The sequence below is a fragment of the Williamsia muralis NBRC 105860 genome, assembly GCF_001598915.1.
GTDB classification, from domain to species: domain Bacteria; phylum Actinomycetota; class Actinomycetes; order Mycobacteriales; family Mycobacteriaceae; genus Williamsia; species Williamsia muralis.
On sequence record NZ_BDAP01000001.1, the window covers coordinates 377,980 to 399,202 of the forward strand.

22 protein-coding genes are annotated in these 21,223 nt (G+C 64.4%); 16 read left to right on the forward strand and 6 right to left on the reverse strand.

Going from position 1 to position 21,223, the window contains the following annotated elements; all coding sequences use genetic code 11:
• The first annotated feature begins 42 nt into the window (after window positions 1-42).
• The 3 genes from WIMU1_RS01815 to WIMU1_RS01825 are packed head-to-tail and all read left to right on the forward strand — an operon-like array spanning window position 43 to window position 2,289.
• Complete coding sequence (locus WIMU1_RS01815) at window positions 43-897, forward strand: SDR family oxidoreductase (protein WP_062794896.1); 855 nt, start codon at window positions 43-45, stop codon at window positions 895-897.
• On the forward strand, window positions 894-1,817 hold the full coding sequence (locus WIMU1_RS26340) for a VOC family protein (RefSeq protein ID WP_062794897.1): 924 nt from the start codon (window positions 894-896) through the stop codon (window positions 1,815-1,817). Before WIMU1_RS01815 ends, WIMU1_RS26340 begins: the two co-directional genes overlap by 4 nt.
• 19 nt (window positions 1,818-1,836) lie before the next feature.
• Window positions 1,837-2,289: a nuclear transport factor 2 family protein gene (locus WIMU1_RS01825; protein WP_062794898.1), complete on the forward strand. Its 453-nt coding sequence runs from the start codon at window positions 1,837-1,839 to the stop codon at window positions 2,287-2,289.
• A gap of 112 nt (window positions 2,290-2,401) precedes the next feature.
• On the opposite strand, the gene WIMU1_RS26055 is transcribed toward WIMU1_RS01825, so the two are convergent.
• Entirely contained in the window at window positions 2,402-2,563 is a 162-nt protein-coding gene (locus WIMU1_RS26055) for a hypothetical protein (protein ID WP_157366779.1), read from the reverse strand.
• 339 nt (window positions 2,564-2,902) lie between these two features.
• Here WIMU1_RS26055 and WIMU1_RS01830 point away from each other — a divergent pair, with 339 nt between their 5' ends.
• Together WIMU1_RS01830 and WIMU1_RS01835 are read left to right on the forward strand one after the other, a co-directional pair.
• Window positions 2,903-3,355 (forward strand): Zn-ribbon domain-containing OB-fold protein, encoded by a 453-nt coding sequence (locus WIMU1_RS01830; protein WP_062794899.1) that lies wholly within the window; start codon window positions 2,903-2,905, stop codon window positions 3,353-3,355.
• On the forward strand, window positions 3,342-4,490 hold the full coding sequence (locus tag WIMU1_RS01835; protein WP_062794900.1) for a thiolase family protein: 1,149 nt from the start codon (window positions 3,342-3,344) through the stop codon (window positions 4,488-4,490). The genes WIMU1_RS01830 and WIMU1_RS01835 overlap by 14 nt, the downstream gene beginning before the upstream one ends.
• 68 nt (window positions 4,491-4,558) lie before the next feature.
• On the opposite strand, the gene WIMU1_RS01840 is transcribed toward WIMU1_RS01835, so the two are convergent.
• Window positions 4,559-5,206: a TetR/AcrR family transcriptional regulator gene (locus tag WIMU1_RS01840; protein ID WP_084247944.1), complete on the reverse strand. Its 648-nt coding sequence runs from the start codon at window positions 5,204-5,206 to the stop codon at window positions 4,559-4,561.
• 270 nt (window positions 5,207-5,476) lie between these two features.
• Here WIMU1_RS01840 and WIMU1_RS26580 point away from each other — a divergent pair, with 270 nt between their 5' ends.
• From WIMU1_RS26580 to WIMU1_RS01855, 3 genes are all read left to right on the forward strand, one after another.
• Window positions 5,477-5,926 (forward strand): Zn-ribbon domain-containing OB-fold protein, encoded by a 450-nt coding sequence (locus tag WIMU1_RS26580; RefSeq protein ID WP_307714027.1) that lies wholly within the window; start codon window positions 5,477-5,479, stop codon window positions 5,924-5,926.
• Window positions 5,926-7,122: a thiolase family protein gene (locus WIMU1_RS01850; protein WP_062794903.1), complete on the forward strand. Its 1,197-nt coding sequence runs from the start codon at window positions 5,926-5,928 to the stop codon at window positions 7,120-7,122. The genes WIMU1_RS26580 and WIMU1_RS01850 overlap by 1 nt, the downstream gene beginning before the upstream one ends.
• 75 nt (window positions 7,123-7,197) lie before the next feature.
• The gene (locus WIMU1_RS01855; RefSeq protein ID WP_062794904.1) at window positions 7,198-7,653 is read left to right on the forward strand and encodes a MaoC family dehydratase; all 456 of its coding nucleotides are present in this window, start codon (window positions 7,198-7,200) and stop codon (window positions 7,651-7,653) included.
• An 85-nt stretch (window positions 7,654-7,738) separates the two neighbouring features.
• Here WIMU1_RS01855 and WIMU1_RS01860 read toward each other — a convergent pair whose 3' ends face one another.
• Window positions 7,739-8,938: a thiolase family protein gene (locus WIMU1_RS01860; protein ID WP_062794905.1), complete on the reverse strand. Its 1,200-nt coding sequence runs from the start codon at window positions 8,936-8,938 to the stop codon at window positions 7,739-7,741.
• 272 nt (window positions 8,939-9,210) lie between these two features.
• Here WIMU1_RS01860 and WIMU1_RS01865 point away from each other — a divergent pair, with 272 nt between their 5' ends.
• The 6 genes from WIMU1_RS01865 (at window position 9,211) to WIMU1_RS01890 (ending at window position 15,851) form a co-directional block, all read left to right on the forward strand.
• Window positions 9,211-10,824 (forward strand): class I adenylate-forming enzyme family protein, encoded by a 1,614-nt coding sequence (locus WIMU1_RS01865; RefSeq protein ID WP_245969158.1) that lies wholly within the window; start codon window positions 9,211-9,213, stop codon window positions 10,822-10,824.
• 10 nt (window positions 10,825-10,834) lie between these two features.
• Window positions 10,835-12,967, forward strand: coding sequence for an acyl-CoA dehydrogenase family protein (locus WIMU1_RS01870; protein ID WP_062794906.1), 2,133 nt, complete (start codon window positions 10,835-10,837; stop codon window positions 12,965-12,967).
• A gap of 57 nt (window positions 12,968-13,024) precedes the next feature.
• Window positions 13,025-13,777: an enoyl-CoA hydratase-related protein gene (locus WIMU1_RS01875; protein WP_062794907.1), complete on the forward strand. Its 753-nt coding sequence runs from the start codon at window positions 13,025-13,027 to the stop codon at window positions 13,775-13,777.
• Window positions 13,778-13,888: 111 nt separating this feature from the next.
• The gene (locus WIMU1_RS01880) at window positions 13,889-14,632 is read left to right on the forward strand and encodes an SDR family oxidoreductase (protein ID WP_245969156.1); all 744 of its coding nucleotides are present in this window, start codon (window positions 13,889-13,891) and stop codon (window positions 14,630-14,632) included.
• A 91-nt stretch (window positions 14,633-14,723) separates the two neighbouring features.
• Window positions 14,724-15,029, forward strand: coding sequence for a hypothetical protein (locus WIMU1_RS01885; RefSeq protein WP_062794909.1), 306 nt, complete (start codon window positions 14,724-14,726; stop codon window positions 15,027-15,029).
• Between the two features lie 33 nt (window positions 15,030-15,062).
• Window positions 15,063-15,851: a FadR/GntR family transcriptional regulator gene (locus WIMU1_RS01890; RefSeq protein ID WP_245969155.1), complete on the forward strand. Its 789-nt coding sequence runs from the start codon at window positions 15,063-15,065 to the stop codon at window positions 15,849-15,851.
• On the opposite strand, the gene WIMU1_RS01895 is transcribed toward WIMU1_RS01890, so the two are convergent.
• Entirely contained in the window at window positions 15,848-16,627 is a 780-nt protein-coding gene (locus WIMU1_RS01895) for a FadR/GntR family transcriptional regulator (protein WP_062794910.1), read from the reverse strand. The genes WIMU1_RS01890 and WIMU1_RS01895 overlap by 4 nt on opposite strands.
• A gap of 322 nt (window positions 16,628-16,949) precedes the next feature.
• On the opposite strand from WIMU1_RS01895, the gene WIMU1_RS01900 reads away from it, so the two are divergent.
• Entirely contained in the window at window positions 16,950-17,753 is an 804-nt protein-coding gene (locus WIMU1_RS01900) for an enoyl-CoA hydratase/isomerase family protein (RefSeq protein WP_062794911.1), read from the forward strand.
• A gap of 73 nt (window positions 17,754-17,826) precedes the next feature.
• On the forward strand, window positions 17,827-18,954 hold the full coding sequence (locus tag WIMU1_RS01905; RefSeq protein ID WP_062794912.1) for an acyl-CoA dehydrogenase family protein: 1,128 nt from the start codon (window positions 17,827-17,829) through the stop codon (window positions 18,952-18,954).
• Between the two features lie 73 nt (window positions 18,955-19,027).
• On the opposite strand, the gene WIMU1_RS01910 is transcribed toward WIMU1_RS01905, so the two are convergent.
• Window positions 19,028-19,987, reverse strand: a complete 960-nt coding sequence (locus WIMU1_RS01910) for an acyl-CoA dehydrogenase family protein (RefSeq protein ID WP_158599292.1) — start codon at window positions 19,985-19,987, stop codon at window positions 19,028-19,030.
• Window positions 19,988-19,998: 11 nt separating this feature from the next.
• On the reverse strand, window positions 19,999-21,165 hold the full coding sequence (locus WIMU1_RS01915) for an acyl-CoA dehydrogenase family protein (protein WP_062794914.1): 1,167 nt from the start codon (window positions 21,163-21,165) through the stop codon (window positions 19,999-20,001).
• Window positions 21,166-21,223 lie beyond the last annotated feature (58 nt).

Sequence of the window (21,223 nt, forward strand, 5' to 3'; positions counted from 1 at the left end):
AAGGCCGTCGACCCTCACCCCCAATTGGAACCGAGGACACCCATGACTTTTGACAAGTCCGTAGATCTGAGCGGCCGGACCGCCTTCGTCACCGGCGACAGTCGAGGTATCGGCGCGGCCATCGCGCGCGCTTTCTCCGACGCCGGCGCGGCAGTGGTGTTGTTCGCGAAATCAGGTTCGACGCATGCCACCTTGCCGGGAACGGTGTACAGCGTCGCCGAGGAGATCGAGCGGGCCGGTGGCCGCGCATTGGCCATCCCGGGGGACCTCCGCAGCGACGCGGACGTCGAATCGGCCATCGCCCGGACAGCGGAGGTCTTCGGGGGCCTCGACATCGTTGTCAACAACGCTGCCGCCTTCGACACGACCCCCACATCCAAGGTATCGATGAAGCGCTACGACCTCCTGCAGGCCATCAATGCCCGAGGGAGCTTCGCGGTGTCCCGGGCGGCCATCCCGTACCTCATACAATCGCCGGCGGGGCACGTTCTCTCCATTTCTCCGCCGCTCGACCTCGAACCGAAATGGCTTGGCGCGCACCTGGCTTACACGACATCGAAGTACGCCGTCAGCCTTGCGACGCTAGGGCTCGCGGCAGAACTCGCCGATTCGGGTGTCGCGGCCAACTCGCTGTGGCCGGCAACGGCGGTCGCCACCGAGGCCATCCGCTCGATCCTCGGCGAAGAAGTCGCCGAACAGAAGGCCCGTTCGGTCCACATCATGGCCGATGCGGCGCTGGCCGTCGTGCTCCGGGACCCGCGGACGTGTTCGGGCAATCTCTTCACCGACGAGCAGGTACTCGCGGCCGAGGGCAAAACGGATCTGTCCGAGTACAGCGTGGGTGAGGGCGAATCCCGCAGCTTCTTTGTCGCCGACTCGGCTGAGGTGAGCGCGTGAACACGGTCGCGGCGGCCTGCACGGAATCACCGCGGGCCGAGTATGCCCATTCGGTGATGCACTGCAATCTCAACAGCGCCGACGTGATCCGTTCGCAGCAGTTCTATGCGGATCTGTTCGCGGTACGCGACCGGATGCGGTCGATCAGTGAAGACACCGACGGCCGGTTCATGGGACTGTCCGAACACACCGCGAGCGAGACGGTCTTCCTGTACGACGGACGTGGACCGAGATCCGCGCCGGCCCTCGAACTGGTGCAATGGCATGATCCCCAGCTCATCCGACGATCCGATCTGGGTGCCGACGCACCGGGTTTCCGGGTGATCGGATACCGCGTCAACTCGTTGGCATCCGTTCCTGGTGCCGGAGAAGGCGAATCCGTTGTCGTCCGGGGACGGGCGCGGAAGGCGATTCGAGTCACCGACCCCGATGGAGTGAGCGTCGAGATCGTGGAAGTCGCAGCCGCGGAATCAGATCCGCAGACACCGATGCTGAACCACATCCGAATGGTGGTGAGCGATCTGGAACGCTCGGTGGCCTGGTATTCGACCATCGGATTTGTTGTTCGGCCCGACGTCACCGACGTGACGCGATCGGTACCCGGTGCATCGCTGTACCTGCCGGAGGATCCGACCTTCTCCTTCGAACTCGAGTGCCCGGTCGAGCAGGTGGAGATCGAGCCGAAGGTCGCCAACACGCAGGGCCTCTACCGCGTCGCAGCTGCGGTCGAGGATGTCAAGGCCGCCTACACGGCGCTCGCGAAAGCTGATCCGGCCACTCCGGAGCCCGGCTTTGTCCCGATGCCCGACGTGCCGACCGGGGGCTTCACGGTTCTGTTCCTGTCCGACCCCGACGGGCTCGTCGTCGAATTGGTCGACCGGCCGCGGAACACTGTTCGTCGCCCGCTGCAGCCGCTGTGATGAACCACCGGGCGAAGCCATGATCGAGATGTCGGTCGCCGACCGCGTTGACCTCGACGTCTTGCTCTCGCGGTACACGGGTCTCGGCGACAGCGGCCGCATCGAAGAGTTCGCGGCGCTGTTCACCGAGGACGGTGTACTCACTGTTGCCGGTCGTCGGTTCGTCGGCCCGGACGAGATTGTCGCCTTCGCCGTGCAGTCCGGTGCGGCGATGTCCGCCATCACGAGTTTGCTCCCCGGCGCCCATCACGTGTCGTCACGGATGACCGAGCTGGTTTCCGACGATTCTGCGACGTCGCAGAGTCTGTTCATGTTTGTCGCAACATCCGGTCCCGATCACTGGGGTACCTATCGAGATCACCTGATTCGTACCGGTGATGGGTGGCGATTCGTCTCTCGGAGTGTACGTTTCACCGGTTTTTCGCCGAGTTCCCGGGTGCGCGGCTATGTGGAATCACTGGCGCGGTCCTGAATGCATCTGCCCGGACGGCTGCTGATCTGCGTTGAGTAGGCGGGGCGGTGCGGTGCGGTGCTCGCTCCGCCAGGGGCGTGCTGGGAGCACACCCTCGGCGGAGCGTTGCACGTTATCGCGGACCGGGAGTCGCGTCGTCGAGCACCTCGGGATCGTCGTTGTCGTCCTCGGGTTGCGGATTCGTCGCGTCCGTCACCGTCTTCTTATCACCGAGGCCCGCTTCTTCGAGACTTGTCTCGTCCGTGACCTGCTGACTGTTGTCCAACCCTGACATAGCCGCTCCTCTCGTGTTATGAATAGCTAACTATTTAGACTGTATCCTTCCGGGTGCGAGACTGTGCACTTCGCGGCCCCGAATTCGGGAATCGGAGTCGCGCATTGATTCGACGATTTCGTCAACTGGCGGATACCGCCGGGTGTGACCCCGTTGACATGGGAAAATGAGAAGAATATTTGACATGGCAGCGTGGTCGCCTGTGAATTGTCGGCGTTACTTGACGGTTTCGTTGACAATCGTTTCACTGAACTCCTACCGTGTAGGTTCAGCGGGTTGACCGGCGTGACCGCGGTGACGTGCGTCGCACGATCACCTTGCGATGGAAAGGGACAACATATGACCGAACAAGTGCCGCTGGCCGAGGGATTGTTCACCTGGCCTGCCGACAAGCCGGCGCTACTCGCCGGGAAGTCCTCGGACGGAAAACTCGTGTTCCCCTATCGAAGTCACAAGATCGTGGGGAAAGTCCGCGAAGAGCTCGAGCAGGTCGAGCTACCTCGGCGCGGAACGCTGTGGACCTTCACCACTCAGAAGTTCCGGCCGCCGCAGCCGCCGTACAACGGCAACGACGACGCCAAGACCTTCCAGCCGTTTGCTGTCGGGTACGTGGAACTCGAAGGCGCGCTGCGGGTGGAAGCCCGCCTCACCGAGGCGGACCCCGAGAAGCTCACCATCGGCCAGGAGATGGAACTCAAGATCGTGCCCTTCGGTGTCGATGCCGAGGGCCGCGAAACAATGATCTACGCGTTTGCGCCGGTCGAGAAAGGTCAGGACGATGTCGTCGAGTGACGTAGCGATCATCGGTGTCGGGTTGCACCCCTTCGGTCGGTACCCCGGAAAGTCCGCGCTCGAGATGGGTGAAGACGCTGTCTTCGACGCACTCACCGACGCGGGCATCGAGTGGTCCGACGTGCAGGAGCTGTATGCGGGCAGCATGGAGGTCAAGAATCCAGAGGCCATCGTGGGCCTTCTCGGTTTGACGGGTGTGCCGGGGCGGGCGGTCTTCACCGGTTGCGCCACCGGCGCGACGTCGCTGGCGATGGCCGCCAATTCGATCAAGCTCGGTGAGCACGACATCACCATCGCGGTCGGTCTGGACAAGCACGAACGTGGTGCCTTCGCGGCCCATCCCTCGGTCTCGGGACTGCCGGACTGGTATGGCGAAGCGGGGCTGTTCCTCACGACCCACTTCTTCGGCATGAAGATCAACCGCTACATGCACGACTTCGCAATCACGCCCGAGACCCTCGCGAAAGTGTCCGCGAAAGCGATGCGCAACGGCGCGGCGAACCCGTCGGCCTGGCGGCGTAAGGCCCTGTCGGAGGAAGAGATCCTCAACTCTCAGATCCTCAACTATCCGTTGACCCAATACATGTACTGCGGACCGGATGAGGGCGCAGCGGCCGTTGTCCTGTGCCGGGCCGACAAGGCGCACTTGTACACCGACACGCCCGTGTATCTACGGGCGAGCACACTGCGCAGCCGACGTGAAGGGGCGTTCGAACTCCTCAGTCCCTCATTGCCGTTGGAGTCCGTACCGAGCCCTACGGTCGACGCGTCGAAGGAGGCGTACGAGATCGCCGGGATCGCGCCGTCGGACGTCGACGTGATCCAGCTGCAGGACACCGATGCAGGTTCGGAGATCATCCATATGGCGGAGAACGGATTCTGCGCTGACGGTGACCAGGAGAAGCTCATCGCCGCCGGGGAAACCGAGATCACCGGGCGGCTGCCGATCAACACCGACGGCGGTTTGCTGGCCAACGGTGAACCGGTCGGCGCGTCCGGGTTGCGACAGATCTTCGAACTGGTCAATCAGTTGCGTGGGCGCGCCGGTGATCGTCAGGTCAACGACGCCAAGGTCGGTTACGCCCAGCTCTACGGCGCTCCCGGGACCGCAGCGGTCACGATCCTCTCGACCTGATCGGCACGCTCCGGTCCGATCCGGTGTGGAGGCGTAGGGTCCCGTCCACGATTTGCTCGCCAACGGCGTCACCTGCCGTTGGCGAGCGAGTCGTATATCTGCTCGGCGAGAGTGGAGATCATGTCCTCGTCGTCCACCGGCAACCGCCACACGCGGCTGTAGAAGTACGACTGGTCGAGCATGGCCATCATCGTCAGGCCGAGCGCCTCGGGTGCCTCGTAGCGCCGCTCCTGTCGAGAGACCAGGTTCGTTCCCAGCAGCCAGGCCACCCGCATCTGAGTGCGCTGAGACGTGCGCCGGAACTCGTCATCGGTCGGGGCGGACTGAGTCGAGGAGAAGATGAACGCGCCGTGCCGGTCCATGAAGTCGAAGTACCGACGCACCCACGAGGCCACATCGGACAGCGCGGCCGGTGAAGGGATGTCCGACCACAGCGACACCACCGCGAGGATCTCTTTGTACGTCTCCTCGCCGATCGTGTTGAACACCTCTCGCTTGTCGCGGAAGTAAGTGTAGAAGCCTGCGCGGGATATGCCGCAGGCGTCGGTGATGTTGTTGATCCGGGTGCCTGCGTAGCCACGTTCGAGGAACAGTTTGCGGGAGGCTTCGAGAATCGCCTCGCGGGTCCGTACCGCGCGTTCACCGAGAGCAGCGCCGCCCTCGGGCGTCGCCAAAGTGCCCGCGGCGACACTATGTGGTGACTCGTGTGATGTCATATGTGATGATCCCCGTGGGTTGTCCGGAGAGGGTTTCCGGGCGGTCGCTGCGCGAGATCGACAAACGGGCTCTGCCTCCTTGACGTGTGGGTCAACTATACGGCCATCACCTTCGAATGCGACAACACAAACGCTGGAAGGGATGCTGAAAACGACCCGGGAGCATACTTGACGCTGTCGTCAGACCAGGCATAGCGTGAGGGTGAATCACAATCGGTGCAATCGGTTAACCCGATGCCAGGCACCGACTTCAGATCTCCAGGAGCAGATGTGACCATCCCGTATGTACGACCGGAGTTCCGGATGCTTCCGGCTCCGACGCCGCAATCTCAGGACTATTGGGCCGGGGGCCGCGATGGCGAGTTGCGCATCCACCGGTGTCACGCCTGCCAGAACTTCTTCCTTCCGGGTGCGCCGGTGTGCTGGCGGTGCCGAAGCACCGACGTGGCACCCGAACCCGTCTCAGGCCGCGGATCGGTTGCTGCCTTCACCGTGAATCGGCAAACCTGGATTCCGGCATTTCCGCCGCCGTACACCGTCGCGCTGATCGAACTGGCCGAACAGCCGGACACCCGGGTTGTCAGCAACATCGTCGACATCGATCCTGCCGACGTGACGATCGGTCTCGAGGTCGAGGTCTTCTTCGAAGAGTGGGAAGACGTCTGGGTTCCCCTATTCCGTCCAGTGGACGTGTCCCGTCCCGCAAAGGAGTCGAACTGATGGGTGGGCGTGGAGGTCCTTTCGAAGGCAAGGCCGTGGTGACCGGGGCCGGCAAGTCCCAGGTGGGACGGAGACTCGGTCGAACCGGTCTAGACCTCACCGTCGAGGCTTCACTCCGTGCGATCGCGGACGCAGGTCTCTCACCCGACGACATCGACGGAGTTGCCAGTTACCCCGGTCCGGGCATGCCTGATCCGGGTTTCTCAGGGGCGAGCGTGCACGAACTCCGCAACGCGCTGGGACTGCGGAGCAATTGGTACGTCAGCAGTTCGGAGACCGCCGGGCAGATCGGTCCGGTGATCGAGGCATGTATGGCCGTGGCGACCGGCCTGGCCGACCACGTGTTGTGCTTCCGGTCGGTGTGGGAATCGACCGCTCAGGCGTCGACGGGCAGCCGCGGATCGGTCTTGATGGGCACCGGTCGGGCGAATCCGCACCACGAGTTCTTCGGTCCGTACGGCGCCATCTCTGCTGCCAACTGGTTGGCGATGCCCGCGCAGCGGTATATGCACGAGTTCGGCCTCACCCGTGAACAGCTCGGCGCGATCGCGGTCAACGCGAGAAAGAATGCTGCGCTCAACCCTGATGCGATCTATCGCGACCCGATGTCGTTGCAGGACTATCTCGATGCACGGATGATCTCGGATCCGTTCTGTCTCTACGACTGTGACGTGCCGTGTGATGGCGCGACCGCGGTTGTCATCTCACGCAGAGATGCCGCGAAAGGCCTCCCGCGACAGCCACTGACGGTCGAATCGGTGGGCACCGGAATGTTCGAAAGGGCCACCTGGGACCAGCGCAAGGATCTAACGACCATGGCGGCGCACGACGCGGCGGCGACCTTGTGGGACCGTACCGACATGACCGTCGGTGACGTGGACTTCGCACAGCTCTACGACGGTTTCAGCTTCTTGACGGTGCAATGGCTCGAGGCACTGGGCTTCTGCGAGCACGGCAAGGTCGGTCAGTACATCGAAGGCGGCGAGCGAATTTCGCTCCAGGGTGGACTACCGGTCAACTCCAGCGGCGGACAGCTCTCCGCCGGACGCCTGCACGGTATGGGGTTCTTGCACGAGGCGTGCGTGCAGCTGTGGGGCGAGGGTGGACCGCGGCAGGTCGGTGGCGACGCGGAGGTGGCCGTCGTTGCCGTGGGTGGTGGTCCGGTGGCCGGGGCGATGCTGCTCAGTACCCGCTAGCCCACCGTCTCAGCCCATGCTGTCGACACCGTTCGGCAGCAACCACATTCACCACCGAGAGAAGGAAATTTGCACATGGAGGTCTACCGAGGGATCGCCGATCTGGAAGCGGCGGTCGGTCAGGAACTGGGGCCGTCCGATTGGTTCCCCATCGAGCAAGATCGCGTCGACGGGTTCGCCGACGTCACCGAAGACCATCAGTGGATTCACGTCGACACCGAGAAGGCCGCGAGCGGGCCGTTCGGGGCGACGATCGCGCACGGGTTCCTGTCTCTGTCGCTGGTGCCCTACTTCGTGAGCCAGTTACGCCGCATCGAAGGTGCGAAGATGGGGGTCAACTACGGTCTCGACCGGGTGCGGTTCCCGTCGCCGGTCCGAGCGGGCAGTCGCATCCGTGGCCGTACGGTCGTCAAGACCGCCGACCGGATCGACGAGAACTCCATCCAGCTGGTCATGCGCACCACGATCGAGGTCGAGGGAAGTGACAAGCCGGGCTGTGTGGCGGATCTGGTGAGTCGCTACTACTTCTGACCGGCCACCGGTCGCGCGGCCCGAGACAACGACAAGGCCCGCAGGTCCCAAGGATCTGCGGGCCTTTGTCGTGGATACGAGCCGATCAGACCTCGATGACCATGGCTGCGCCCATGCCACCACCGGCGCACATCGCGATGACCCCGATACCGCCACCGAGACGACGCAGTTCGTAGACCATGGTGGTCGCCATTCGAGCTCCGGTGGCCGCGATGGGATGACCGAGGCTGATTCCCGAGCCCGACACATTGACCCGGTCCTCGTCCAGCTCGAGCACCCTGGTGCAGGCGATGACCTGCGCCGCGAATGCCTCGTTGATGTCGAACAGGCGAACGTCCTTGAGCGACAAGCCGGCCCGGGCCAACGCGCGCGGGATGGCGATCGTCGGTCCGATCGCCGTCTTGTTGGGTTCGACGCCCACCGCCGACCACGACCGGATCACCCCGAGCGTCTCCAGACCCTCTGCTTTCGCGAGCCCGTCAGAGACGACGGTCAGCGCGGCGGCGGCGTCGTTGATACCCGAGGAGTTGCCTGCCGTCACCGAGAACCCCTCGATCTCCGGATGGATCACGCGCAGACCGGACAGCACCTCGAGATTGGTTCCGCGCCGAGGGTGTTCGTCGACGGCGAACTCCACGGTCTCGCCGGACTTGTTCGTCACGGTGATGGGAACGATCTCGGAGTCGAAACGGCCGTCGTCGATGGCCGCGATGGCGCGCTCATGCGACCGCGCCGCCCATTCGTCCTGCTGCTGCCGGGTGATGTCGTACTGCACCGCGGCGTTCCAGCCGACGGTGATCGACATATCCATCGCCGGTGCGTCCGGCGTTCCCGGATGCGACGGCGAAAACCACGGATCGGTCCAGTCGTCGGCGTTCTTTCCGGACGTACCCGGCGTCCGGCGGCGTCCGACCGGCGACATCGACGCGGCCTCGGTTCCCCCGGCGATCACCGCATCACCCATACCGGACATGATCGTTGCGGCGGCGGATGCGACCGCGGTGAGGCCGGTGGCGCACTGCCGGTTCACGGCCATCCCGGGTATCGAGGTCAATCCGTTCGCGGCCGCGACGTAGCGGGCGATATCACCGCCACCCTGATACACCTCGCCGAGTACCAGGTCGTCGAAGACTTCCGGCGACAGGCCTGACCGCTTCACGACATTGGTGACGACGTGGCCGGCGAGTTCTTCAGCAGTGGTCTCGGTCAGCGTGCCCTTGCGGGCGGTTCCGATCGGCGTTCGGCAGGCGGCCGTTATCACCGCCCGGGGCTGTTCAGTGCCCATGTGGTCCTCCTCGATGTGCGGCCGACGTCGTCGCCGGCCGGAGTGAGATCGCCGCATGAGCCTGGACGGCAATCAGTTATACGATAATCCCAATTTAGCATGGACCCCGGCGATTCGACGCGCTCGCCGAGTCTGCCTGAATTGTCGGAACGGTATTGCGTATTCTCCAAATCATTGTACTGTATGGCCTGTATATCGGTGCCTGTCGTCGGTTGTTGCCGACCGGTCGCGTGCCCTGACGAATCTGTCTCCCTCCCGGAAAGGACACTGCTTTGGTTGCCGCGACATCGAGCAGAGCGCAATACGGATCCCTGACGGACTTCGCAGCCCGACTGCAGCCCGCAGACACCTTTTGGGGGGTGGTCGCCGGCCGCGCCGACACATCTCCCGACGGTGTCCTGCTGATCGGCGACGACGGCACAAAGGTGACCTTCGCCGAGTACCGCGATCGCTCCGAACGGGTCGCGGCGTTCCTGACCGAACAGGGCATCACGCCCGGTTCCCGCGTTGCCTGGCAGCTGCCGACGCGCATCGGCAGTGCCCTGTTGATCGCCGCGCTCGCGCGCATCGGCGCAGTTCAGGCCCCGGTGATTCCGCTATTCGGGGAACGTGAGACCGTTGCCGCGCTGAGGACATCAAGGGTGGATTTTGTTCTGGTCCCGCAGGATTGGCCCGGCCTGGCCTACGACAGCCTCCAACAGTTGCGCGAGGACCGCCAGGGGTCCCCCGAGATCATCGCCCTCCCGCGTGATCTACCCGAGTCCGATGCGGTGCAATCGCTTGCCCCGCCCCCGGAAAGCCCGGAGGAGGTCCGATGGATCTACTTCACCTCGGGCACCAGTGGCACTCCCAAAGGAGTCCAGCACACCGACTCCACCATCTTGGCTGCCGCGCGGGGTTTTGTCCTGAACGGCCGGCTCGGAGAGTTGCCCGACGAAGTCGGGTCGATCCCGTTCCCGATCACGCACGTCGGTGGCGTCGTCTATCTCTCGTCGATGTTGCTCTCCGGGTTCGCCTCGGTGCTGATCGAGGTCTTTCGGCCGGACACCGCCACGGAGATCTTCCGCCGTCACGGGGTCACGTTGGCCGGTGGCAGCACTGTTTTCTACACCATGCTGGTCGCCCAGCAACGAGAGGCCGAACCCGGTACCCGGGTTCTCCCCGACCTCCGGCTTCTCAAAGGCGGTGGTGCGCCATGTCCTCCGGCAGTGTTCGCCGCGGTACGCAGCGAGCTCGGTGTCCCGGTTGCGCACGACTACGGGATGACGGAGTGTCCGATGATCGGCGTCGCCTCGCCCCTGGATTCCGACGACGACCTCGCCGAATCCGACGGCCGTCCCGTCCCGGGCGTCGAAGTGCGGATCATGGAGAACGGCGTACCCGTCTTGCCGGGAGCCGAAGGCGACGTCGAAGTCCGTGGCGTCACGGTCTGCCGCGGATATACCGATCCGGCGTTGGATGCCGACGCGTTCACCGCGGACGGCTGGTACCGGACGGGCGACCGTGGCCGAATTCGGCCCAGCGGCTGCATCGAGGTCACCGGTCGGCTCAAAGACGTCATCATCCGCAAGGGCGAGAACATCTCGCCGCTCGAGATCGAATCGCTGCTGTCTCAACACCAGGCGATCGACGAGGTCGCCGTGATCGGCCTCCCCGACATCGATCGTGGAGAACGGGTGTGCGCGGTTCTCACCGTGGCATCGGGACAGCAGGCACCGTCACTGGCCGACATCGCAGACTTCCTCTCCAAGGCGGGAATCATGAGACAGAAGATTCCCGAGCAAGTGGAGATCGTCTCCAGCATGCCCCGATCGGGTGTTGGAAAGCTGGCCAAACCGGCTCTCCGGCAACAAATCCTGAACAAATTGGAAAACTCGACCAGCTAGGAGTCCCGGCATGGGATTGCCCATCAGCACCGAACACATCGAACTCGCTGAATCGGTGCGCAAGGTCTTGTCCGACCGAGACGCCATCGGCGCGGCCAGGACGACGATCGATACCGGATACACCACAGTGCCGTTCTGGAAAGATCTGGTCTCGCTGGGCTGGTTGGGATTGCACATCCCGGAGCAGTACGGCGGACAGGGTTTCGGAACCGCGGAGCTCGCGGTTGTCCTCGAAGAACTCGGCCGTGCCGTTGCGCCCGGCGACTTTCTGCCGACGGTGATCGCCTCCGAGCTGATCAGGCTTTCCGGCACCGATGACCAGCGCACCGCGCTGCTCCCAGAGCTCTGCGCCGGCGAAGCGACCGCAGCGATCGGTCTCGGTGGCGAGGTCACCGTTGATGCCGATGGTGCGGTCAGCGGTGCCGGCGGCGCCCTGCTCGGTGGCGGGTCGGCCGAGATCTTTGTCCTACGGTCCGAAGCCGACGTGGTGGTGGTCCGGCGGGGACGTGGCGTCGAGGTCGAGGTCGTGGTCGGGATCGATGGGACGCGCCCATCGGCGCGCGTGTCGTGTTCCGCTGCAACCCCACTCGCAGTCCTGCCGGGCGCGTTCGCCACCCTCCTCGCGGTGGCACAGACGTTTTCCGCCGCCGAGGCCGCCGGCGGCGCCCGCGCCTGTACGGAGGCCGCGGTTGCCTATGCCATGACACGGTCGCAGTTCGGCCGCACCATCGGGAGCTTCCAGGCCGTCAAGCACTTGTGCGCGAACATGTTCGTGGACACCGAGATAGCAACGGCTGCTGCATGGGATGCGTCGCGGGCGGACCTGGCCTCGGCCGAGGGCAGGTTTGCCGCCGCGGTTGCCGCAGACCAGGCCATCGGCGCCTTCGCGGTCTCGGCGCAGCGCAACATCCAGGTGCACGGTGGACTCGGTTTCACCTGGGAACACGACGCCCACCTGCTCCTTCGCCGAGCCTATGTGCTGCAGGCGGTCTTCGGTCACGATGCCGCTCGTCAGGTGGCACGGCTGGCGATCGATGGGGTACATCGCCCACCGAGTCTCGAGCTCCCGGAGGACGCCGACACATTTCGGCGCGGTGCGCGGGCGTTCCGCGATCAGTATCTGGCCACACCCGCCGGTGAGCGTGCGTCACTGCTCGCCCGATCGGGGTTTGCGTTTCCCCATTGGCCCGCGCCGTATGGTCGTTCGGCGGGGCCGGTCGAGCAGCTCGTCATCGAGGAAGAGCTGGCCGTGATCCCGAAGCTCGATCTCGGCATCGGTAACTGGATCGTTCCGACACTGCTGCAGCAGGGAACAGACGCGCAGATCGACCGTTGGGTCTGGTCGTCACTCGACGGCGACATCAGATGGTGTCAGCTGTTCAGCGAACCCGGCGCGGGATCGGATGCGGCGGCGATCAGTACCCGGGGAGTCCGCACCGAAGGTGGCTGGCTGGTCTCCGGCCAGAAGGTCTGGACCAGCGACGCGCAGAACTGCAACCGCGGACTCGCGACGGTACGCACCAACAAGGATGCTCCGAAACATGCCGGCGTATCGATGCTGGTCATCGACCTCGAATCCGACGGAGTCGAGATCCGGCCGCTGCGTGACATCACCGGCAACGCCACCTTCAACGAGGTCTTCCTCGACAACGTCTTCGTCCCGGATGCAGATGTCGTCGGTGCAGTCGACCAAGGGTGGAAGGTCGCCCGGGCGACGCTGGGCAACGAGCGTGTGACGATCGGAGGCGGTGTGGCGGAGTTCGTCGACCTCGATGTGGCGGTCCGGGTTGTCGCGGACGCCGAAAAAGCAACTGACACAGAACTGTTGGGCAAGGTTGGACACCTGGTTGCCGAACGGCAGGCCATGCGTATGCTGTCTTTGCGTCTGGCCGCACGTGCGGTGTCCGGCGCCGGTCCGGGACCCGAGGGTAATGTGACCAAGTTGTTGTCCGGCGAACACCAGCAGCGGGTCGCCGATCTGCTTGTTCAAGTGGGCGGTGCGGAATGGGCTCTTGGCGGCGCCGCGGATCTGCATGAGGGTGTGTTGTTCGTGCGGGGACTCACCATCGCCGGGGGCACCTCCGAGGTCGTCCGGAATCAGATCGCCGAGCGAGTTCTCGGTCTGCCGCGCGAAAAGATGTGACATCCCGGGGCGGGTTTCGCACGGGAAAGAAGAGAAACCGATGATGGAGTACCGGCAGTGAGTGTTCTGATCGACCAGCGTGACGCCGTCCTGGTGATCACTATCAATCGTCCAGAAGTGCGCAATGCCCTCGATGCCGAGACGATGGCCGGGATCGGCGAGGCGCTTGTCGCGGCCGAGACCGACGACTCGGTAGGGGCCGTGGTCCTCACCGGCGCCGGTGACCGATCCTTCTGTGCGGGAATGGATCTGCGGGCATTTGCGGCCGGCGGTGAGATGGTCGACAAGTCGCGTCCGGGCCTTGAGGTCTTCACCGACCGGGTGTATCCCAAGCCGATCATCTGCGCCGCGGCAGGCACTGCGGTCGCCGGTGGATTCGAGCTGCTGCTGGCCTGTGACCTCGCCGTGGTGGCCGATCACGCGAAGTTCGGCCTGCCCGAGGTCAAACGAGGGCTGGTGGCCGCCGGTGGCGGCACGCGCCTGCCCCGACGGATCCCACTGGCTCTCGCCCTCGAACTCGCACTCACCGGCGAAATCGTCTCGGCCCAGCGGGTACTCGAACTCGGACTGGTCAACCGGGTGGTACCCGGCGCGGCGGTGCTCGACGAGGCAGTAGCCCTGGCGGCCACCATCGCCGAGAACGGACCGCTCGCGCTCCGGATCACCAAGCAGCTCATGGTGACCGAGGCGGCGGGAATGTCCGCGGCACAGATCGCCGAGGCATCGGCGCCGGCCTTCATCAGTGCGGACGCCAAGGAAGGCGCGGTCGCTTTCGCCGAGAAGCGAAAGCCCCGCTGGACTGGGAAGTAAACCGTGAATCCGTCTTTCGACGGGTGAATGCGGTTTCAAATCATCTGATTATCAGACGTAATCGACATATCGCCGGAGGTTGACTTGAAGCTTGCAGACAGCGTTGCCATTGTGACAGGAGGAGCCGGAGGACTCGGTGAGGCCACCGTGCGGGAGCTGGCCGAGGCCGGCGCATCGGTGGTCATCGCCGACCTCGCCGACGACAAGGCGGAGAAGCTGGCCGAAGACCTCGGTCCGAAGGTCAAGTACGTACGTACCGACGTCACCTCCGAGACGAGTGTGCTCGAGACCGTCGAAGCGGCGAAGGCGCTGGGCACCCTTCGCTACGCGGTGGTTGCCCATGGCGGCTTCGGAGTGGCGGAGAAAGTTGTGCAGCGCGACGGCAGTCCCGCGCCTCTCGCGGGGTTCACCAAGACTGTCGATCTGTATCTGACCGGGACCTACAATGTCCTGCGTCTCGCGGCCGCAGCGATCGCGCAGAACGAGCCCGACGCCGACGGTCAGCGCGGCGCGATCGTCACAACAGCGAGCATTGCAGCCTTCGAAGGCCAGATCGGCCAATCAGCGTACGCCGCGTCGAAAGCCGGCGTGGTGGGTCTGACGCTGGTGGCCGCTCGTGATCTGAGCTCACTCGGAATACGGGTAGTGACCGTCGCCCCGGGCACCATGCGGACGCCGATCATGGAATCGGTGGGTGACGAGGCGCTCGCCAAGTTCACCGCGAACATACCCAATCCGAAACGTCTCGGACTTCCCGCAGAATATGCCTCGCTCGTGCATCACATCCTGGAGAACCCGTACCTCAACGGGGAGACCATTCGCCTGGACGGGGCTCAGCGGTTCGGACCGCGATAGAGAGCACGGTCGAGCAGTATCGGCTAGGCTGTGTAAACAGGGTAATCATTACGCTATATCTGTAGCGCACGAGAGCGACGAAGGGCACATCATGGCGTTGAAGGCGGGAGTCCGGCTGCGGAGTCAGATCGACACCACCGAGGTCGTTGTCATCAAGCCACCTGCCGGAGACGAAGTTCTCACGTGTGGCGGCCAGCCGATGATCGAGGTGTCGCAAACCCCGGCCGAGGGTCTGACGTCGGAAACTGGCGCCGGAACGCAGATCGGGAAGCGCTACACCTGTTCGTCGGATGCCCAACTCGAGGTCCTCGTCACCAAAGCGGGCTCGGCAGATCTGAGCCTGGGGGCGACAACGCTGGCCAGGAAAGAGGCCAAACCCCTCCCGTCCAGCGACTGATTCACACACGTGACTCGATGAAGGGGTAGCCAAGTGCCATCGACGAGTGGACGCAGCGCCAGAGGTGCAGGTGGCGGCTCTGTCGTCACGGTGCGGGTGCCGAAGATGGCCGAATTGGTTGTCGCGCAGCTGCGGCGTCAGATCATCCGGGGCGAACTCCAGGAGGGTGACGCTCTGCCTTCCGAGTCGGAACTGATGACGCGTTACGGGGTTTCGCGTCCGACCCTCCGGGAAGCTTTTCGGGTGCTGGAGTCGGAATCGCTGATCAGCGTCCGGCGAGGAGCCCATGGCGGCGCGCGGGTGCACACACCGAGCCGTCGGGTCGCCGCCAAGTATGCGAGCTTCATGCTCGAATATCGTGGCGTCACGCTTCGGGATGTCTATGAAGCCCGCGTTGCACTCGAAGTGCCCGGAGTGGGCGAGCTGGCTCGTACCCGCACTCGGGCTGATCTTGCGGCCCTGCTCGATAGCCTCGACCGGCATGCTGCCGCCGAGGAGGAGGATTCGCGCCTGGCGATCATGCTGCACGGCGAATTCCACACGCTGGTCATCGAGCGCGCTGGGAACGGCACGTTGTTGCTCCTCAGTGAGATGTTGCAGGACATCATCGACCTGGGCAACGTGTCTCTACACGCCGACGCAGAAATCACTGAAGAGCAGGCTCGTGCGGCCGCAGTGCGAACGCATCGCCGCTTGTACGACCACATTGTGGCGCGCGATATCAGCGGGGCCGAATCCCTCTGGAGGCGGCACCTCGACGAATCGATGGGCTACTTGCTGGGGGAGAACGCAGCCATGACGGTGTCTGATCTCTTCGACTAGGACAACACGTCCAGTACGGCCTCGGTAGGATCGGTGATCATCAGTTCACTGATTCGGTTGACGTGCTTGCGCCAATGCGCCGTCGCCTTCTCGCTCTGCTTGTCTCGAATCAAGGCGGCGACCTTCTGGTGCGACCGGAAGGTGGTGCGAATGCCTGCGTCTACATCCGCGTCATCGCGGTGTTGCCTGATGTAGCTGGTGTTGTGACTCTCGACGATCGCGAAAAGCATCTCAGACAGCACTGCCATGGTCTGGTTTCCGGCCAGTTCCATCAATAATTGCGGAAACGCCAGCAGATGGTGTTCGGCGAAGGCAACCGGGTCGCTGAGAAGGCCCTGGCCTTCGGCCAGGCAGGCATCGATGCGTCGCAGGTCCGCGGCGGTTCGCTTGTTGGCGAGGATTCCGACACCGGCCGACTCCAGACGCGCTCGTGCCTCATACACATCTGCAAGGGTGGTGCCACGGTACTGCAACAGTGTGCCGGCGTACCTGGCAGCCGCTGCGGGATCGGGCACCAGCACGTACGCGCCACCGTGGGCACCCCGCCGAATACGGATGATCTGCTCTGACTCCAAGATCCGGAACGCTTCCCGCAGTGTGGGCCGGGACACCCCGAACTGTTCCATCAATGCGGTTTCGGATGGGAGACTGGCGCCTTCGGACAGTTCGCCCGTGACGACCTGCCGACGGAGCTGGGCGGCCACCATCTCGCCGGCCTTCGGGACGCGGACAGTCTGAGGCGTACCTGTCGGCCTGGCTCTCTGCGTCGCAGCCATCAATCCTCTTCGTTAGACGTGATTCAAGTGAACTCATAGTACCTATTCACTGCATTGTGACCGAGTGCCCCACCGATGTGCGGTGAATGACCCATTGCTACTGATTGCGCCGGCAGACTTCATCAGAGGTCCGATTCCATCCCCGAGGGAGTGCCGCGACCGTAAATATTCAAGCGCTACTAGTTTAATCAGTTATCTGATTGGTAGGGTGGAGTGCATACCGGCAACGGGTCGGTGGTGCTTCGCGAACTTGCCGCGGCAGAGATGGGGCTTCTCCCCAGCCGTGCCGTCCAGCGAATAGTCGATACAGAATAGAGGCCACATGTATTCGGACCTGGGACCAGAACTCCTGGTCGAGAGCGACGGCGGCGTACGTAAGGTGACGCTCAACAGGCCTGAGGCTCTCAACTCCGCCAACAAAGCCCTGCACGGCGCGTTGATCGCGGTGTGGGGACGTATCGCCAAGGATCCCGATGCCCGTTCTGTCGTCCTGACCGGCGCTGGGCGCGCTTTCAGTGCCGGCGGCGACATGCACCATCTCCAGTCGTTGCAGACGGATCCGGTCAAACGGCGCGGGGAGATCGACGGCGCGCGCGAATTGGTCACCGCGATGGTCGATTTCCCGCTTCCGGTGGTCGCTGCGGTCAACGGGCCCGCAGTCGGGCTGGGGTGCAACCTCGCGGTCTGCAGCGACATCGTGCTGATCGGCAGCAGCGCATTTTTGGCCGACCCGCACGTCGGCATCGGTCTGACCGCTGCCGACGGTGGAGCGCCGACCTGGCCACTGCTGATGGGCATGTTGCGGGCGAAGGAGTACCTCTACACCAGCGCTAGGATTCCCGCCGAAACGGCGGTATCGCTGGGACTGGCCAATCGAGTGGTCGATGACGCGGACCTGCAGACCGAGGCACTGGCTCTGGCGAAGCAGCTGGCTGCGCAGCCGCCGCAGGCGATCCAGTCGACCAAGCGTGCGCTCAACCTGCACATCAAGCGTGCAATCGCCGGAGTTCTCGACTACGCCCTCACCGAGGAGTACGTCTCCTTCGACCAGCCCGAACACCAGGCGATCGTGAACAAGTTCGTCGAACGCAGCAACAACGCGGCACCGGCCGCAAGCCGCAGCTGACCGTCGGCAGGTTCGTCTGCACCACCACATCCAAGAATCATCGACCTTGCCGTCGCCCACCAGAAGGAGCCACATGCGCGGGGTATTGACCGAGGAGCAGGAACAACTCGGCGCGGCAGTGAACGCGCTGTTCGCTGACAAGTCGCCCGAAGCGGCCGTGCGGAAGAGCATGGAGACCGCCGAGGGTTACGACCGTGAACTGTGGGCCCAGATGGCCGAGCAGATGGGGTTGTTCGGGCTGGCGATCCCCGAGCAATTCGGCGGTGACGGTTACGGTAGCGAAGAGATCGGTGTCGTGATGACCGAGATGGGGCGGGCTCTCTACTGCGGCCCGTATCTCAGCAGCGTTGTCATGTTCGCCACCGCGCTCGGCGCAGCCGGTGACAACGATGCCGCCGCCCGATACCTTCCGGCGATCGCCTCCGGTGCCATGATCGGCACGGTCGCGCTGACCGAGGTCAAAGAGAGCTGGGAACCCGAGGGCATCAAGCTCTCAGCGCGCGCCGATGGTTCCGGATACACCTTGAACGGGACCAAGACCCACGTACTCGACGGTCACATCGCCGATGTGATCCTGGTGGTCGGACGTACCGATGCCGGCGTCAGTCTGTTCCTGGTCGACGCGGCGGATGCCGCGGTCACCAGAACGCCACTGCCGACGCTCGATCGCACGCGCCGGCAGGCAACGCTGACGTTCGACGGTGCAGGCGGCCGGTTGGTGGGCGTCGACGGCGAGGGCTGGGCGGCGGTCGCCCGGATGCTCGATGTCGCGGTGATCGCCGTGGCGAACGAGCAGGTGGGGGGAATCGAGCGAGTGCTGGACATGTCGGTGCAGTACGCGAAAGAACGCACCCAGTTCGGTCGCCCGATCGGATCCTTCCAAGCGGTCAAGCACAAGTGCGCCGACATGCTGGTCGCTCTTGAATCGGCGAAATCGACTGCGCGGCTGGCTGCTGCGGCCGATGCCGACGGTGATCCGGGGGTGTCCGCGCTGGCTGATTTGAGCAAGTCCGTGTGCTCGGAGGCGTACAGCAGATGTGCGAGTGAGACGATCCAGCTGCACGGCGGCATCGGTTTCACCTGGGAACATCCGGCGCACCTGTACTTCAAGAGGGCTCGCAGCAGTGAAGTGCTGTTCGGTGGGCCTTCGCACCATCGGCGCTTGCTGGGTGAGCGGGTCGGATTGTTGCCTGCCCGCTGAGCAGGCTCCAAACCACGAGTAGGGCCGGAAGAGGGAATCCTCTTCCGGCCCTCTTGTTTTGCCTGTATTGGCGCTACGCCGTGTCGATCTCGGTGAGGTGCAAGATCGGCTCGCCTGCCAGTAGCGATGAACCCAGATGCTCCACCGAGATCAGGTGCGGTGTGAGCAGCGCGTCGAGGACGGCCGCCCGTTCGACAAAACGGTGCATCGGGTGTTCGGCCGAGATTCCAACCGCTCCGCACACCTGGAGTACCGTCCGGCTGGCGATTGCCTGGGCCCGGCCAGCCAGAGCCTTGGCGATGGTGGCGGTGTCGGGGTCCAGGTCGGCCCAGGCCGCGTCCAGCATGCCCTGCGCCGCCGCAATGGCGACGTGAGCCTCGGAGAGCCGGTGGCGGACGGCCTGGAAACGCGAGATCGGCTGACCGAATTGGTTGCGGGAACTGGTGTGTTCGATTGCCAGTTGCAGCGCCGCACCGCACGCCCCGATGATCTCGGCGGCCAGTGCGCGTCGTCCCGAAGCGACCGCTCTATCCCAGTCCGCGCTCGCGTCGGCGGTGACGGTGGGGACACGGCTGCCGCGCACCCGCACCATGGTCGAATCGGCTTCGATACTGCCGACGGGTCCGGATTCGACGTCGGCAACCGGCACCACGACGATGCCCGTGCCGTGAGCCGTGGATACAGGCACGATCAGCTCGTCGACGTCGCCCAGGCCGGTCAGCACAACTCCGTCGATCGAGTTCTCGTCACTGGTCAGACCGGCCGAGGGCGAGGGCAGCGGATAGACGAGCGCGCGCGTGCCCCGGGGCGCGGGCAGGACATCCGCCAGCTCGCGGACGACCTCGGCGTCCAGTGACCGTGAATGTGCCAGCGCTCGTCCGTGTTCGGCGAACAGGAGTTCGGTGGCGGCGGGGTAGGAGTCAATGACGTCGTCCCAACCGAGTTCGGCCAGCGCCGCCTCGATGTCGACCCCCTCACCTTCGAACATCCCCTTGAGCGAGCCGGCGAGGAGTGTTCTGGTCTCGTTGTCCATCTGGGTTCCTTTCACGGCAGCTTCAGGACGCGGTCGGCGATGATTCCGCGCTGTACCTCTGCCGAACCGCCGAGGATCGTGGCGGCGCGGCTGTACCACCATTCGTCGCGCCAGGTGTCGAGGTCGGGTCCGGTGCCGATGTCGATCAGTGGCCCGAGAAGGTCACGGGCCGCGTCGTAGAGCGACTGCTCGGCGGTGCCCAGCAGGATCTTGTCGGTGCTGGCTTCGGGGCCGATGGTCTCCCCGGCGGCCAGTCGCTGCACGGTCTGGGCACTGCGGGCCCGCAGTGCGACGATGTCGAGGTAGACGTTGCCGAGGCGCACGGCCGCGCCATCGCGATGAATTCCGCGGTCGCGCAGTTGGTTCCGCAATGTGTCCAAACGTTGCAGGAGCACGGTCGAGGTGAGCCAGGCATACATTCCGCGCTCGAATTGCAACAGGTACATCGCCACCGCCCAGCCCTGGTCCTGCTCGCCGATGAGCCGACTCGCCGGAACCCGTACGGAATCGAAGAAGACCTCCGCCAGTTCTTCGCGTCCACTCGCCAGCGCGATGGGCCGGGCCTGCAGGCCCGGCGTGTCCACGTCGATCAGCAACATGCTCAGACCGCGATGGCGGCTCTCGGTGGTGCCCGTACGTACCAGGCACACGAGTCGGCGCGCGGTGGCGCCGTAACTGGTCCACAGTTTCTGGCCGTTGACGATGTAGTCGTCGCCCTCCCGGGTGGCCCGGCACCGCAGGGAGGCGAGATCACTTCCCGCCTCGGGTTCGGAGAACCCCTGTCCCCACCACTCGGTTCCGTTGAGGAAGCCCTGGAAGAGAGTGTTCGCGATCTCCGGCGCGAATCGGACCGTCGGCGGTCCCAGGGTCTCCATCACCAGATGCTGACCGGGCACCGGCAGGCCGTGTGCGCTGAGCTCGTCGTAAAGGACTGCCCGATGTCGCTCGTCACCGCCGAGGCCGCCGGCGGACACGGGCCAGCCGTACCTGTTCCAGCCACCGGCATAAAGCAGTTGCATGAGCTGGGCATGGTGCTGGAGCTCGGCCGGAACCGTCGGATAGTGGCGTCCGCGCCACTCGTCCAGGGCGGTGTCGGATTCGAGAAATTCTCTGAGCGCCGTGCGGTAGGCCGAGAGACTCTTCCGGTTGTCACTACGGGGTGCCGTTGTGCTGGTCATCTGTCCTCACCTGTCGGTGTTGATAGGTCTCGGGGTAATAGGGTTAATAGTTGTATTA

Bases quoted from the DNA above. Each gene is read 5' to 3' on its own strand.
- WIMU1_RS01910 (WP_158599292.1), bottom strand. From the start codon at position 19,987: ATGGACAACGAGACCAGAACACTCCTCGCCGGCTCGCTCAAGGGGATG.
- WIMU1_RS01825 (WP_062794898.1), top strand. From the start codon at position 1,837: ATGATCGAGATGTCGGTCGCCGACCGCGTTGACCTCGACGTCTTGCTC.
- WIMU1_RS01905 (WP_062794912.1), top strand. From the start codon at position 17,827: ATGCGCGGGGTATTGACCGAGGAGCAGGAACAACTCGGCGCGGCAGTG.
- WIMU1_RS01870 (WP_062794906.1), top strand. From the start codon at position 10,835: ATGGGATTGCCCATCAGCACCGAACACATCGAACTCGCTGAATCGGTG.
- WIMU1_RS01860 (WP_062794905.1), bottom strand. From the start codon at position 8,938: ATGGGCACTGAACAGCCCCGGGCGGTGATAACGGCCGCCTGCCGAACG.
- WIMU1_RS01915 (WP_062794914.1), bottom strand. From the start codon at position 21,165: ATGACCAGCACAACGGCACCCCGTAGTGACAACCGGAAGAGTCTCTCG.
- WIMU1_RS01840 (WP_084247944.1), bottom strand. From the start codon at position 5,206: ATGACATCACACGAGTCACCACATAGTGTCGCCGCGGGCACTTTGGCG.
- WIMU1_RS01830 (WP_062794899.1), top strand. From the start codon at position 2,903: ATGACCGAACAAGTGCCGCTGGCCGAGGGATTGTTCACCTGGCCTGCC.
- WIMU1_RS01855 (WP_062794904.1), top strand. From the start codon at position 7,198: ATGGAGGTCTACCGAGGGATCGCCGATCTGGAAGCGGCGGTCGGTCAG.
- WIMU1_RS01835 (WP_062794900.1), top strand. From the start codon at position 3,342: ATGTCGTCGAGTGACGTAGCGATCATCGGTGTCGGGTTGCACCCCTTC.
- WIMU1_RS01850 (WP_062794903.1), top strand. From the start codon at position 5,926: ATGGGTGGGCGTGGAGGTCCTTTCGAAGGCAAGGCCGTGGTGACCGGG.
- WIMU1_RS01815 (WP_062794896.1), top strand. From the start codon at position 43: ATGACTTTTGACAAGTCCGTAGATCTGAGCGGCCGGACCGCCTTCGTC.
- WIMU1_RS01900 (WP_062794911.1), top strand. From the start codon at position 16,950: ATGTATTCGGACCTGGGACCAGAACTCCTGGTCGAGAGCGACGGCGGC.
- WIMU1_RS01895 (WP_062794910.1), bottom strand. From the start codon at position 16,627: ATGGCTGCGACGCAGAGAGCCAGGCCGACAGGTACGCCTCAGACTGTC.
- WIMU1_RS26055 (WP_157366779.1), bottom strand. From the start codon at position 2,563: ATGTCAGGGTTGGACAACAGTCAGCAGGTCACGGACGAGACAAGTCTC.
- WIMU1_RS01885 (WP_062794909.1), top strand. From the start codon at position 14,724: ATGGCGTTGAAGGCGGGAGTCCGGCTGCGGAGTCAGATCGACACCACC.